This is a genomic window from Micromonospora trifolii, from assembly GCF_022229005.1.
In the GTDB taxonomy this organism is placed as follows: domain Bacteria; phylum Actinomycetota; class Actinomycetes; order Mycobacteriales; family Micromonosporaceae; genus Micromonospora; species Micromonospora trifolii.
On record NZ_JAKKFD010000022.1, the window covers coordinates 42840 to 57053 of the forward strand.

General features: G+C 69.9%; 8 protein-coding genes. 3 read left to right on the plus strand and 5 right to left on the minus strand.

Features of this window, described 5'->3' with window-relative positions:
- Nucleotides 1-120: 120 nt before the first annotated feature.
- Nucleotides 121-1653 (plus strand): gluconokinase, encoded by a 1533-nt coding sequence (locus NIE79_RS15130; RefSeq protein ID WP_238679182.1) that lies wholly within the window; start codon nucleotides 121-123, stop codon nucleotides 1651-1653.
- On the opposite strand, the gene NIE79_RS15135 is transcribed toward NIE79_RS15130, so the two are convergent.
- Genes NIE79_RS15135 through NIE79_RS15150 form a run of 4 tightly spaced genes read right to left on the minus strand, consistent with a single transcriptional unit; the run spans nucleotide 1631 to nucleotide 5746 of the window.
- Complete coding sequence (locus NIE79_RS15135; protein WP_238679183.1) at nucleotides 1631-2521, minus strand: ABC transporter permease; 891 nt, start codon at nucleotides 2519-2521, stop codon at nucleotides 1631-1633. The genes NIE79_RS15130 and NIE79_RS15135 overlap by 23 nt on opposite strands.
- Complete coding sequence (locus tag NIE79_RS15140; RefSeq protein ID WP_238679184.1) at nucleotides 2521-3420, minus strand: ABC transporter permease; 900 nt, start codon at nucleotides 3418-3420, stop codon at nucleotides 2521-2523. The genes NIE79_RS15135 and NIE79_RS15140 overlap by 1 nt, the downstream gene beginning before the upstream one ends.
- Nucleotides 3417-4529: an ABC transporter ATP-binding protein gene (locus NIE79_RS15145; RefSeq protein WP_238679185.1), complete on the minus strand. Its 1113-nt coding sequence runs from the start codon at nucleotides 4527-4529 to the stop codon at nucleotides 3417-3419. The genes NIE79_RS15140 and NIE79_RS15145 overlap by 4 nt, the downstream gene beginning before the upstream one ends.
- Entirely contained in the window at nucleotides 4526-5746 is a 1221-nt protein-coding gene (locus tag NIE79_RS15150; RefSeq protein ID WP_238679186.1) for an ABC transporter substrate-binding protein, read from the minus strand. Before NIE79_RS15150 ends, NIE79_RS15145 begins: the two co-directional genes overlap by 4 nt.
- Nucleotides 5747-5931: 185 nt before the next feature.
- Between NIE79_RS15150 and NIE79_RS15155 the strand changes: the two genes are divergently transcribed.
- Both NIE79_RS15155 and NIE79_RS15160 read left to right on the plus strand, forming a co-directional pair.
- On the plus strand, nucleotides 5932-7014 hold the full coding sequence (locus NIE79_RS15155) for a LacI family DNA-binding transcriptional regulator (protein WP_238679187.1): 1083 nt from the start codon (nucleotides 5932-5934) through the stop codon (nucleotides 7012-7014).
- A 148-nt stretch (nucleotides 7015-7162) separates the two neighbouring features.
- Nucleotides 7163-10624 (plus strand): alpha-glucuronidase family glycosyl hydrolase, encoded by a 3462-nt coding sequence (locus tag NIE79_RS15160; protein ID WP_238679188.1) that lies wholly within the window; start codon nucleotides 7163-7165, stop codon nucleotides 10622-10624.
- Between the two features lie 146 nt (nucleotides 10625-10770).
- On the opposite strand, the gene NIE79_RS15165 is transcribed toward NIE79_RS15160, so the two are convergent.
- Nucleotides 10771-13767 carry a glycoside hydrolase family 95 protein gene (locus NIE79_RS15165; protein ID WP_238679189.1) on the minus strand — a complete coding sequence of 999 codons (2997 nt, stop codon included), beginning with the start codon at nucleotides 13765-13767 and terminating at the stop codon, nucleotides 10771-10773.
- Between the last annotated feature and the right edge of the window lie 447 nt (nucleotides 13768-14214).

Consider the following 14214-nt stretch of genomic DNA (forward strand, 5'->3'; position numbering starts at 1 on the left):
TTCAGGTGACTGTAATCAATCTCTGGCATCGGTTGATCCCGGCGTCGGTCTTCGTGCCACGACAGGACAACTGCGCGCAACCGCTTGCCGGCCCGCAGACCGCCGCTCGACCATGTGCGGATGGGGCCGGAGCGTCGGGTGATCATCGGAGTCGACGTGGGCACCACCGCCGTGCGGGCTGTCGCGTTCGCTCTGGACGGCTCCGCACGACACGTCGCGACGCGGGAGTACCCACTGCTCGAGCCGATGCCCGGCTGGCGGGTGCAGGAGCCGGACGTGCTGATGGCGGCCACAGTGGCGGCGATGTCCGCGTGTGTGGCCGGCGCCGCCGGGGTGGAGGTGGTCGCCGTTGCGCTGAGCTCCGCCAGGTACGGCCTGATCGGGCTGGACGCGGCCATGACGCCGGTGACGCCGCTGCTGACCCGGCGGGACACGCGGTCGTCGGAGGCGGCCCGTGAGTTGCGGTCGTCCGGCCAGAGCCGGGAGCTGCACCGGTTGACGGGCACACCCGTGCACCCGATGAACCCGCTCTGCAAGCTCCTGTGGTTCGCCCGCCACGAGCCGTACCTCTGCACGGCGACGCGGTGGTGGATCGGCCTCAAGGACTATGTGGTCCATCGGCTCACCGGAATGTTGGTGACCGAGTTGTCCTCGGCCTCCGGCACCGGGATGTTCGACGTGCACCGTCGGGGCTGGAGTCCCGCCGTACTCGATCTCGCCGGGGTGTCCGCGAGTCAGCTTCCCCCGGTGCTGCCCACGACGGCGGTGTTGCGGTTGTCGCCGACGGCCGGGCGCGCGGTGGGCCTGCCCTCCGGCACACCGGTCGTGGTCGGCGCGGGGAACGGTCCGTTGCGGAGTCTGGGCGCAGCGGCGATCGACCCCGCCGTCGGTGGGCTGACGCTCGGCGCCGCCGGGGCCCTGCGGACTGTCGTCGAGGCACCCCTCACCGACCCGGCGGAGGCGTTCTCCTGCGGCGCGTTGACCGACGACGCGTGGGTTGTCGGCGGCGCGGTCAGCAACGGCGGCAACGTCGTACGGTGGGCGGGACGTGTCCTCGGTGACGACAGTGCCGCGCCCGCGCTGCTGGATCTCGCCGAGCGGATCGCGCCGGGCAGCGACGGTCTCGTGATGCTGCCCTACCTGCGGGCCGACGAGGCCCCGCCGCAGGGCTGCGCTCCGCCGGGCGCGTTCCTGGGACTGCGCGGTGAGCACTCGCGCGGCCACCTGGTCCGGGCCGCCGTGGAGGGCGTCTGCCTGCAACTCGGTGGTGTCCGTGACCGTCTGGCCGGGCTGACGCCGATCGGCAGCGTCCGCCTGGCCGGCGGCACCTTCCGGTCTCCGCTGTGGCGCGAGGTGATGGCGGCGGTCCTGGACTGCCCGGTGCGCGTCGCGGGTGGCGCCGACCACGTCACCCTCGGCGCGGCGGCGCTCGGGCTCTTCGCGATCGGCCACACCTCCGATCTCCAGGAGGCGGTCACCCAGCTCGATCCCGGGGTCGCCGGCGGCGAGCCGGTAGCTGTCGACCCGGCTCTCGCCGCGGCCTATCGCGGTCTGCGGACGAGCCTGCCCGCGCTCCTCACTGTCGCGGGTCGCCTGGGTGAGATCCTCGACGAGGCGGCCAGCGCCGGCCTCAGTGCTCCGGCTCGTCCTTGACCTGCGCCACGAGCTGGGTCGGGTTGACGTAGCGCAGCGCGACGACGAGCAGGACCAGCATCATCGAGGTGTAGATGACCGCCATGGCGTCGACCGACTGCTGGGCCCTGATCCCGGACGCGGACATCGAGTAGTAGAGCGCCACCACCAGGGTCTGCGAGTCCGGCCCCGCGGTCAGGAAGGTCAGCTCGAACATGCCCACGGTCCGGACCAGCACGAGGATCGCGGAGGCGAGGATGCCCGGCACGAGCAACGGCGTGAGGACCCGGAGGAACACCGTGCGCAGGCCCGCGCCGCACATGCGGGCCGCGCTCTCGATCCTCGGGTCGATCTGCTCGATGAACGGGGTCATGGTCAGGATGACGAAGGGCACCGACGGCACGAGGTTGGCGAGCACCACCCCGGACATGTGCCCGGCCAGGCCGAACTTGTAGAGGACTGTCGCCAGCGGGATGCCGTAGGTGATCGGGGGCATCAGGATGGGCAGCAGGAACACGAGGAAGATCAGCCGTTTGCCCGGGAACGAGCGCCGCGCGAGGGCGTAGGCGGCTGGCACGCCGATCACCAGCGAGAGGCCCACGACGAGGACGGAGACCTCCAGTGTCACGACGATGACCTGGAGGAGCGCGAATTCGTCCCAGGCCCGGGCGTACCAGTCGGTGGTGTAGCCGTCCGGGAGCCAGGTGTCGAACCAGCGCCGGCCGAACGAGCTGACCAGGACCGACGCCACGACGCCCAGCAGGTTGAGGAAGAAGAAGACGACGACGCCCCAGACGATCCAGGCGGCCGGCCGCGCGGCGATGCGCCGCCGCCGGTCGGTGCTGGTGGCGGGGTGCCGCGCCGGTGGGGCGTGGGTGGTCGTTGCCATCAGCCCTTGCCTCCGGTGGAGCCGGTGTAGAAGCGGCCACGAGCGGCCAGCACCACAGCGATGATGACCAGCTCGACGAAGCCCATGATCATGGCGATCGCCGACGCGTACGGGTAGTCGTACTGCTCGTAGGCCGCCTGGTAGGCGGCGAGGGAGATCACCCGGGTCTCACCGGCCGGGTTGCCGACCAGAACCGCCGACGGGAACACGCTGAACGCCAGGACGAACGTCAGGCAGAAGGTCGTGGCGAGACCGGGCATCAGCAGCGGCAGGGTGATCCGGGTGAACCGACGACGCCAGTCCGCGCCCAGCGTCGCGGCCGCCCGTTCCAGGGTCGGGTCGATGCCGGACAGGTACGACAGCACCAGCAGGAACGCGAACGGAAAGCCGGTGATCACCAGCGAGAAGAACACGCCCCAGTAGTTGTGGGTCAGCCGCACCGGCTCGTCGACGAGGTTGCTGGCCAGCAGGATCCGGTTGAACCAGCCGGTCGGGCCGAGGAAGTTCAGCAACCCCTGCGCGGTGAGGACCGTGCCGAGCGTGATCGGCACGACCAGCAGCGTGGTGACCAGCCGCTTGCCCCGGAACCGGCCGCGCATCCGGTAGGCGATCGGCACCGCGGCGAGGACGTTCAGGAGAGCGGCGGGCAACGCGATCCGCAGCGTGATCCAGATCGTGCCCCGCTCGTAGGAGTCGGAGAAGAAGCGAACGTAGTCGCTGAACGGCCCGCCAGTGGTCGGCTGGAACGAGAGCGTCAGCCCGTAGAAGAACGGGTAGAGAAACAGGGCGATGACGAACACCAGGGCCGGGACCAGCAGCCAGAGCTGACGATCGACGCCCCGCTCGGCGAGGCGGTGCCGCCAGTGCGTCAGTGGCCTCCCCGGCCCGGGGCCACTCACCGCGTCGCCGCCGAGGCGTCCGTGAGGCGGTCGGGCTGCGCCGACGCGTCGGCGGGATAGACGAGCAGCCGCCGCGGGTCGACGGCGAGCTTGACCTGGTCGCCCGGCGCGATCCGCTGCTCGGTCCGCAGGTGCAGCAGCAGCCCGGTGTCGGTGCGGGCCTCGGCCGCCAACTCGCGACCCTGGTACTCCACCACCTCGACCGTCGCCGACATGGCGTTGCGGGTCTCGCCGGGCCCGTCGACGCGGATGTCCTCGGGGCGTACCGCGACCACGACCTCGGCTCGGGTCTGGAGGCCCCCCACCACCTCGCCGAGCAGGCGATGGCCGGACGACTCGACGGTGGCCCGGGCGCCGTCCAGTTGCTCCACCCGCCCCCGCCACAGATTGCGGTAGCCCATGAAGTCGGCGACGTGCCAGTTCGCCGGCCGGGTGTGCAGCTCACGCGGCGAGCCGATCTGCTGCACCCGCCCCTCGCGCAGCACCACCAATCGGTCGGCCAGGGACAGCGCCTCCTCCTGGTCGTGGGTCACGTAGACGGTGGTGAGCCCCAGCGACTGGTGCAGCCGACGGATCTCGGTCCGCATCTCCAGGCGCAGCTTGGCGTCGAGGTTGCTCAACGGCTCGTCCATCAACACCAGGGACGGCTCGAACACCACGGCGCGGGCGATGGCGACGCGTTGCTGCTGGCCGCCCGAGAGCTGACCGGGCAGCTTGTCGACGTGGTCCTCCAGTCGCACCAGCCGCACCGCCTCCTCCGTACGCCGGCGCGTCTCCTCCTTGGGCAGCCGCCGCATCCGCAGCCCGAAGGCGATGTTCGCCCGGACCGTCAGGTGCGGAAAGAGGGCGTAGCTCTGGAACACCATGCCGAAGCCGCGCCGCTCCGGTGGCAGCGTGTCGATGCGACGCTCGTCCTGCCAGATGCTCCCCGCCGTCAACGGCAGCAGCCCGGCCAGGCAGTTCAACGCCGTCGACTTGCCGCAGCCGGACGGGCCGAGCAGGGCGATGAACTCCCCCGCCTCGATCGTCAGGTCCAGCTCGGTGAGCGCGGCCTGGCCGCCGAACCGGCGGGACACCCCGTCCAGCCGCAGCTGGGTGAAGGCGCTCATCCCTGCTTGACCTTGCCGCCGCCGATCTCGCGGTCCCAGCGGCTGAACGCCGCCACCAGGCTCTTCGCGTCGAGCGGGACCTCGGTCGGGTTTCCGGCGATCAGCGCGTCGTACTCGGGGCGACCGAACTCCCGAATCGCGTCCTGGCTCTTCTGCGGCGCCGACGAGAGCTGGACCTCCTTGATCGCCGGGCCCGGGTAGAAGTACCCCTCGTCGTACGCCTTCGCCTGCTGCTCAGGGGTGAGCATGAACGCCAGCAGGGCCAGCACCGCGGCCTGGGTGTCTGTCGACACGCCCTTGGGCAGGACGGCGTAGTGCGCGTCGGTGACCCAGTGGAAGCCGTCGATCGGGGTGATCCTGGCCTCCTTGGGCACCGTGCCGAGCACCCGGGGGTTGATGTCCCAACCGGTCGTGCTGACGATCAGGTGCGCGGTGCCGTTGGCGAGGTTCTTCATCGTCTCGGTGGTGCCGGAGGGGTAGTAGTCGACGTACTGGCCCAACTCCTTGAGGAAGGCCCACGTCTTGTCCCAGCCCGCTGTGGGGTCCTTGGGGTTCGTGTCACCCAGGATGTAGGGCAGGCCCATCAGGAACGTTCGGCCCGGGCCGGAGTTGGCCGGGCGGGCGTACTGGAATTTCCTGGGGTTGGCTCTGGCCCAGGCGAGCAGCGCGTCCGCGCTGGTGGGTGGCGTCGCCAGGCGGGACGGCAGATATTCGAGCAGCGGACCTGACGGGTAGTAGGTGACGGTGACGCCCGCGTTGCCGGCGAGCTTCTGCATCGCGGCGGCCGGCTCCAGGTAGTTGCTCATGCCGCCGAGGCGGTCCTGGAAGGTCGGCAGCACGTCGATCCACAGCCCCTGCTCGATCCCGGCGGCCAGGCCGTCGACGCCGGTCAGCACGAGACCGATGTCCACCCGGTCCGCCCCCTGCTGGGCCTTGATCTTCCCGGCCAGTTCGGGCGCCGGCGCCTTCGAGTAGGTCACCCGGGAGATCACGTCGGGGTTCTTCGAGACGAACTCGTCGATCATCCCCTGGGTCAGCTGGAGGTTGCCCGCCACGTCGAGGACGTTGAGCGTGACGGCCTTACCGGGCCGCTGTGGCACCTCGCCGGTGCTGTCGCCAGTGGAGTCGCCGGGGGCCTCGGGTGCCCCACACCCGACCGCGCCCACCAGGAGCGACGATGCCGTGACCAGGAGAGCGCCGCGCCGCGAGATACCCATGAGCCGTTCCCTCCGCCAGGTGTCATCACTGCTGATTGAGGCAGCCGGCGCGCCGCGGCGGCAACGGGTTGCCATGTATTGCCTCGCGCGAATGCGATCGGGCTGCTGGATTGTTGCGGGGGCATTGCCGAGTATTCACCGCCGCCATAGCATGATCACGGCGAGTAGCCGGGAGGAGCATGAAGATGCCCGACCAGACCAGGCCGCCGGGACAGCGAGTCACGATCTACGACGTCGCCCTCGAGGCGGACGTCTCACCGTCCACCGTGTCCCGCGCCTTCTCCCGACCGAGTCGCGTCAACTCCGAGACCGCCGAACGGATCCGGCAGGTCGCCGGCCGGCTGGGCTACCGGACCAACCCCCTCGCTCGCGCGCTCACCACGTCCCGCACGCAGATGATCGCCCTGGTCATCGCCGACATCACCAACCCGGTGTACGCCGAGATCGTGCGCGGCGCGCAGGAGGTGGCGGCCGACGGCGAATACACCACGGTGCTGATCGACGCCCAGGAGTCCGACCGGTTGGAACGGGCGGCTGTCGAACGCACCATGTCGACGGTCGACGGCATCGTGCTGGCCAGCAGCCGAATGTCCGACTCGGCCATCCGGATGGTCGCCAAGCAGCGGCCGGTGGTGGTCCTCAACCGCGCTCTCGCCGACGTGCCGTGCGTCGTCACGGACGACCCCCGTGGGGTGCGACGGGCCGCCGAGCACCTGGGTGAGCTGGGGCACGACCACATCACCTACGTCGCGGGGCCGCAAGCGTCCTGGCCCAACGGCGTGCGCTGGCGCTCGCTGCTCGAGGCGGGCATGGAGCTGGAGATCAAGGTTCGCCAGATCGGGCCGTTCAGCCCCACGATGGCCGGCGGTGAGCGGGCCGCACAGGAACTGTGCGCCCGTCCCGCGACGGCGGTCCTGGCCTTCAACGACCAGATGGCCATCGGGATCATCCGCGGTCTCAGCCGGATGGGCGTCAACGTTCCGGGCGACGTCAGCGTCGTGGGCTTCGACAACATCCTCGCCGCCGACATCGTCACGCCACGGCTCACCACTGTCGCGGCACCGCTCTACGCGGAGGGCTCGGCCGCTACCCGGCACCTGCTCACGATGATCGAGGGGGCGCCCGGGCACACCGGCCGGCCGATGGTCCTGCCGGTACGCCTCGTGGTCCGCGACTCGACGGCCGCGCGCAACCCGAGCCCCGGTCGGGCCCGACCATCGTGGGTACGGCAGCGGCCCGTTCCCGGCCCGGCGGCCCACCTGCCGTGAGGGCGGCACGGCCCCGCGACAAGAAACGACAACTCGTTGCCGAGGCGGAGCGACGCCCGGAAGGATCGACGCACATCCATCCAGCAACGTCGTTGCGCTCGCCGGACGGGCCGAACGGCGTCCGCAGCGGACGAACGAGGAGATGGCGATGAACCGAGCTTCGGTGCCCCGGCTACGGCGAACACTCATCGTGCTGGGCACGGCACTGGCCACCGTCGCGGCCACCCTCACCGTCGCCACCACCACGCCGGTCGCCGCGGCCCCGTCGCCGGACGACTACAACGGCTCCGACCTGTGGCTGCGGTACGTGCCGGTCGACGACGCGAAGCTGCTGCGCGACTACCGCCGCACGGCCACGGCGATCGTGGTCGAGAACGCCGACACCACGAAGGTCCACCGGCACACGACGGACCTCGCCATGGCCCCCGGCTCCAGCGAGAAGCTCGTCGAGACGACGCTGGGCGCCGCCCGCGACGAACTGGTCCGCGGCCTGGGCGGGCTGCTCGGTCAGCCCACCCCCGAGGCGACCGTCGACGGCGGCACGGTCCCCGACGGCGCGATCGTGGTGGGCACGCCGGCGAGTTCGCCGCTGGTGGGCCGCACCATCGCGACCCGCGACCTGGCCACCGTGGGCGACGAGGGTTACCTCGTCCGTTCGGTGTCGAAGGGCAGGTCACGGTTCACCGTCATCGCCGGCAACACCGACCTCGGCGCGCTGTACGGCACCTTCGCCTTCCTCCGGCTGCTACAGACCCAGAAACCCATCGACCACCTCCGTGTCGCCGAGTCACCGAAGATCAAGCATCGGTTGCTGAACAACTGGGAGACCGAGCGTCTCTACGCCGGCAACAACCCCTCCGGAATCGGCGGGCTGAACGGGGAGAGCGGGGCGATCTTCAACTTCGCCGCGACCGGTGCCAGCGCCGGCCGGAACCTGCCGGTCATCCTCGACCGCTACCTCGTCATGGCCCGCGCGTTGGCGTCGCTGGGCATCAACGGCATCACCATCAACAACGTCAACGCCGACAACGCGTACCTGACGAGCGCCCGCATCGCCCAGGAGGCCGCCCTGGCCGACGCGCTGCGTCCGTACGGCATCAGGCTGGGCCTGTCGATCCGCTACACAGCGCCCACCGACAGCCGGTTCGCGCCGGACACGCTCACCAACGCCCAGCTCGATCCGTACGGCGCCGATTTCCGGGGCTGGTGGCACCGCCGGGCCCAGCAGATCCAGACCGCGATCCCGGACTTCATGGGCCTCACCGTCAAGGCCAACTCCGAGGGACAGCCGGGGCCACAGGACTTCGGGTACGACCACGGTGACGGCGCCAACGCCATCGCCGCCGCTGTGGCGCCGCTCGGGATGACAGTGCACTGGCGGACGTTCGTCTACAACGCCGAGGTCGACAACGACCGGCTCAAGCGGGCCTACCTGGAGTTCGGGCCGATCGACGACGAGGTCCAGCCGGACGGCAGCCGGGGACGCTTCGCCGACAACGTGTTCCTCCAGACCAAGAACGGGCCACTGGACTTCCAGGCCCGGGAGCCCATCCACCCGATGTTCGGCCGGATGGAGAACACCAACCAGGCCCTGGAACTCCAGATCACGCAGGAGTACACCGGCCAGAACTGGATGCTGGCCTACCTCGGCCCGATGTACGAGGAGATCCTCAAGACCGACACGTACGCCACCGACGCGAACGGGAAGCTGCTCAAGAAGCGCCTGGTCGGCAACATCGTCGACGGGACCGCCCAACACCACCCGGACACCGCCATCGTGGGTGTCGCCAACCTCGGCAACGCCGACAACTTGACCGGGCACCACTTCGCCCAGGCGAACCTGTTCGCCTTCGGACGCCAGGCGTGGGACTGGACGCTCGACTCGACGGACATCGCGACCGACTGGACGCGGATGACCTGGAGCAACGACCGGCGCGTCGTCGACACCATCCGCACGATGATGATGGGGTCGTGGGAGTCGCTGGTCAGCTACCAGACGCCGCTGGGCATCGGCCACCAGTTCGCCGAGGGCGTCCACTACCGCCCCGACCCCGCCGACTGGGCGGGCCGCGACGACTGGAGCCCGATCTACTACAACAAGGCCGACAGCGTCGGTCTGGGCTTCGACCGCTCCCCCACCGGCAGCAACCTGGCCGCCCAGTACTTCCCCCGCTTGCAACAGCGCTACGGGAACATCAACTCGGTCCCGGAGAACCTGCTGATGTGGTTCCACCACGTGCCGTGGGGCCATCGGATGGACAGCGGCCGGACCTTCTGGGACGAGCTGGTCTACCGCTACCAGATGGGCGTGCAGTACGTGACCTGGATGCGGGAGACCTGGGACGCGCTCCAACCCGACATCGACGCACGCCGGTTCGCCGAGGTACGCGCCAAACTGGCGGTGCACGAGGCGGACGCCGCCGACTGGCGGGACACCTCGGTGAACTACTGGAAGGAGTTCAGCGGGCGGGACATCCCGGTCGACGACGCGCCACTGTCGGCGACGATCGTCGTCAACGGGAAGAGGTTCGGCGGCTTCAACCTGTCGGACACCTCGTACACCATTCCGGTGCCCGCTGGGGCGTCGCCGACCATCACCAAGGTGCGGACGGCCGACCGGAAGGCCCGCTACGAGATCATCTCCCAGGCCGCCGGCGTACCCGGTCAGGCCGTCGTCAAGGTCACGACGGAGAGCTTCTTCGGCCCCCTGGTGAAGAACTACGTCTTCAACCTGGTGCCCGACACGACGCTGACGGCCCTGCGCGTCGACGGCAAGCGCCTGGCGTCCTTCACGCCGACAGTGCTGCGCTACAACGCCCTCGCCCCGGCCGGCACCACGACCGTGCCGACGGTCACCGCCAGCGCCGCCGACCCCGCCGCCACTGTCGTAGTCGAGCAGGCGACCGGCCCGACCGGGCAGGCGCGCGTCACCGTCACCAACGGCGGAGCCTCGTCGACCTACACAGTGGACCTGAACACCACAGTCACCGGCAGCGACGAGTTCGGCTCGACCCAACTCGGCCCGCAGTGGCAGTGGGTCCGGCCGGACGAGAGCAACCGACGTCTGGCCGACGGGTCCCTGGTCGTCACCGCGCAGCAGGGCGACCTCCAGGGCAACGCCAACACCGCGCGGAACCTGGCCCTCCAGGACGTCGACGGCGACTGGACGGCCGAGTCCAGGATCGTCTTCTCCCGCCCACTCGCATCCAACAACGAGCAGGGCGGTGTGCTCGCGTACGCGGACGACAACAACTACGTGAAGCTCGCCTGGGAGATGGGCAACGCGACCGCCGCCGTCAACAAGACCCGGATCGTCTTCCTGCGCGAGCAGAACGGCACCGCGTCCACCCTGGAGATCACCGGTGCCGACGCCCAGCGGATCGTCGGGGCCGACGGCGCCATCTGGCTGCGACTGACCAAGATCGGGGACAGCTACCGCGCCTACTACTCCACCGAGGGAAGCGTCTACCGCTACCTCGGCTCCCACACGCTGAACGTCGAGCCGACGAAGGCCGGGCTACTGGCCTTCAACCGGGCCGGCACCTCCACCGACCTCGACGTCGCCTTCGACTACTTCCGGATCGAGAGCCGAGGCGAGCGCATCCGCTAGTGCTGTGACCGAAACGGTGGCCGGGTCCGGTGGCACGCCGGACCCGGCCACCGTGCGGCTCGATGGATTGCACCGACAGCCGCGACCGGGCCCGTCCCCAGGTGGGACGGGCCCGGTCACGCTCCCCCGAGCAGGATCAGCTGCCGTCAGCCCCCGATCGCGATGGCGAAGACGTGCATGGTCGGCACGTTCGTCGCGGGCCGGGCGCTGATGTTGGGCAACACGACCGAGGCCACCGCCTTGCTCTGCAACGCGACACCCACGTAGTAGACGCAGGCGGCGGTGGCCTGGCGGCCGTTGTTGGGCCGGTTCTGGTACGCGGACACGATGGCCGCGGTGCCCCCGGAGTGCGGCCCGCCGTACCAGTCGGGCGTGCTCAACGTGAACGTCTGGCGGGTGCCGTCGGCGTACACCACAGTGCCGGTCCCCGACACCGCGCCGTAGGTGCCGGTCAGCAGGAAGCCGAGCGTGCTGCCGGTGCCGGTCACACCGATCGTCTGGCCCGAGGCGATGGCGTTGTCGGCGGCCCCGGAGCTGACGTTGGGCCAGCGGAAGTTGACCCCGTTGCGGCTCACCGTGCCGCCCGGGCTCGCACCGGCCTGCGCCAGGGCCTGCGCGGAGAGCGAGGCCCCGCCGCCGTCGAAGTTGCCGACGTTGGTGTTGCTGTCGCTGGTGATGCCGACGTTGCTGAAGCTCTGCTCCAGCGTCGGTGTGGCGGCGCCGGAACTGGTGACCCGGTAGGTGCGTCCGGCCTGCACTGTGACGTCGATCAGGTCGGACTCGATCCGGGTGGTCCGGGCCGCCGTACCGTCGGCGGTGTCGACGACAGTGACGGTGCCGGTCAGGATCCGGGAGCGCAGGCGGACGGTGCCGGCCCGGTCCGGTCGGATGAGGATCTCGGTGGCCAGACCGCTCGCCCAGGTGATGCCGACCGTGTGCCCACCCCGACCGCGCAGGCCGGTCACCCGCCCGCTGGGCCAGGCCGGCGGCAGCGCGGGCAGGACGTGCAGCTCGCCGGTGTGGCTCTGCAACAACATCTCGGCGATGCCGGCGGTGGCGCCGAAGTTGCCGTCGATCTGGAACGGCGGGTGCAGGTCGAACATGTTGGGCGCGAGTCGCGCGGTGGTGGCGAGGTAGCGGATCAGGTCGTGGGCCCGCTTGCCCTCCTCCATCCGCGCCCAGAAGTTGATTTTCCAGGCCAGTGACCAGCCCGTGCCGTCGTCACCGCGCAGCGCCAGGGTCCGCCGGGCGGCCTCGAACAGCTGCGGGGTGCCGCGCTTGGTGATCTGGTTGCTGGGGGCCAGCCCGTACAGGTGCGAGATGTGCCGGTGGTTGGGCTCGGTCTCCACCCAGTCGTAGAGCCACTCCATGATGTTGCCGCGTGAACCGATCTTCATGGGTGGGAGCCGGTCCCGGGTGGCGCGAACCTGCGCCCGGAAGGTGCTGTCCACGTCGAGGATCTCGCTGGCCCGGGCGCACGCGTCGAACAGGTCCCGCAGGATCTGGTTGTCCATCGTGGGGCCGGCGCACACGCTGGCGTTCGAGTGGTGGCTGAGCTCCGGTGAGTTCGACGGGTTGGTCACCAGGTAACCGAGGGTCGGCTCGGTCACCAGGGTGTTGAGGAAGAACTGCGCGGCGCCCTTCATGGCCGGGTAGTTCGTCCGCAGGAACTCGATGTCGCCGTTGAACAGGTAGTGATCCCAGATCAACGTGGACAACCAGGCGCCACCGGTCTGCCACATGCCCCAGAACGCGCCGTCCACCACGGCGGTGGCCCGCCAGGCGTCGGTGTTGTGGTGGGTGACCCAGCCACCGGCCCCGTACTGCACCTGGGCGGTCCGCGCTCCGGCCACGGCAAGATCCCTGACCATGTCGAAGACCGGGCCGTGGCACTCGGCCAGGTTGGTGGTGTTGGCCGGCCAGTAGTTCATCGGCAGGTTGGCGTTGATCGTGTACTTCGAGTCCCAGGAGGGGGCCAGCGAGTCGTTCCAGATGCCCTGGAGGTTGGCCGGCTGGGTGCCGGGCCGCGAGGACGAGATCAGCAGGTAGCGCCCGTACTGGAACAGCAACGCCGAGAACTGCGGGTCGTTGACGCTGTTGTGTTGGGCGATCCGGACGTCCGTCGTCTGGTCGGCCGCGGACGTGCGGCCCAGATCGAGAGTGACCCGGCCGAACAACGCCTGGTAGTCGGCCACGTGCCGGCTGCGCAGCTGGTCGTAGCTGCTCGCCCGCGCGGCGGTGAGACGCTGCCGGGCGATGCCCTGGTAGTCGCCGCCGACGTTGCGGTAGTTGACGTAGCTGGAGCCGATGGAGATCAGCAGGGTCACGCTGTTGGCGTTCGTCACCCGTAGGGTGCCGCCGGAGCTGGACACGCTTCCGCCGCTGACTGTCGCGTTGGCCAGGGCCAGGAAACGGACCGCGCCGGTGACGCCCTCCATGTTTCCGGAGACGCCGTCGAGGCCGATGGTGGTGCCGTCCGGGCTGGACACCGTTGTGCGCTGCGGGCTGTCGAAGGTGGCGGTGAAACTGATCGAGCCGGTCCGGTCGGCGGTCAGGCGGATCGCGATTACCTGGTCGGGTGCGCTGGCGAACACCTCCCGCTGGTGACGGACGCCGTTCAGCACGTACGTCGTCGTGACCGTGGCGGTGGTGAGGTCGAGCGTCCGGTTGTGCTGCGAGGCTCCGCTGGCGGATCCGAAGGCGAGCCGGAGGTTCCCGACGGTCTGGTAGGCCAACTGGCCGCCGGGGTTACCCATCATGGTCTGGTTGATCAGATCCTGGGCCTGGGTCCACTGGTTCGCGTTGACCAGCCGGCGGATCTCCGCGAGCGCACCCGCGCCCCTGGGGTTGCTGGGATCGTGCGGGCCACCGGCCCAGACGGTGTCCTCATTGAGCTGAAGTCGCTCGGTGTCCACGTTGCCGAAGACCATGGCGCCGAGGCGGCCGTTGCCGATTGGCAGCGCCCGCAGCCAGTCGGTCCCGGCCCCTTCGTCGTACCAGAGGGCGAGGTCCCCGGCGGCCAACACCTGCGGCGGCGCCGCCGAGTCCGCTCGTGCCACGGCGGTCCACGGCACCGGCAGGAGAGCACCACCCGCGCCGGCCGCGCCGACCTTGAGGGCCTGCCGTCGGGTCAGGTCTGACATCGATCCTCCAAACGGTGGCCAGTCCGGCCACCCCGAAGCGTGACAACTATGGGACTCGACATGGGGATCCGCTTGGTGGGGCCAACCGGGACCCTGCCTGAGCAGGCCGACGTCGGGCCTTGGTGCGCCAGACATCTGATGTGTTTCGGGAAGGTTACTCCGGGGCCACAGAATAGGCAACGGTCGATCGATGGGTGGGCACTGCGGCCCACCGGCCGGTCAGCAAGACGCATGGGTGGGTGAGCAGCGGCGCACCGACCCGGCACCACACGGCGATCCGCCAGAATCAGCCCGACGATCACCCAGCCGGATGGACATACATCAGATGTACGGGGGCGGAAGGCCGAGTCAGCCACGCACCAGCTCCGACATGCGCGCAGAAGCGGCAGCGCAACCCCGGTGGGTCCAAGGACGTGTACTGGGAAATCCCGATCGATGTTCCACCGG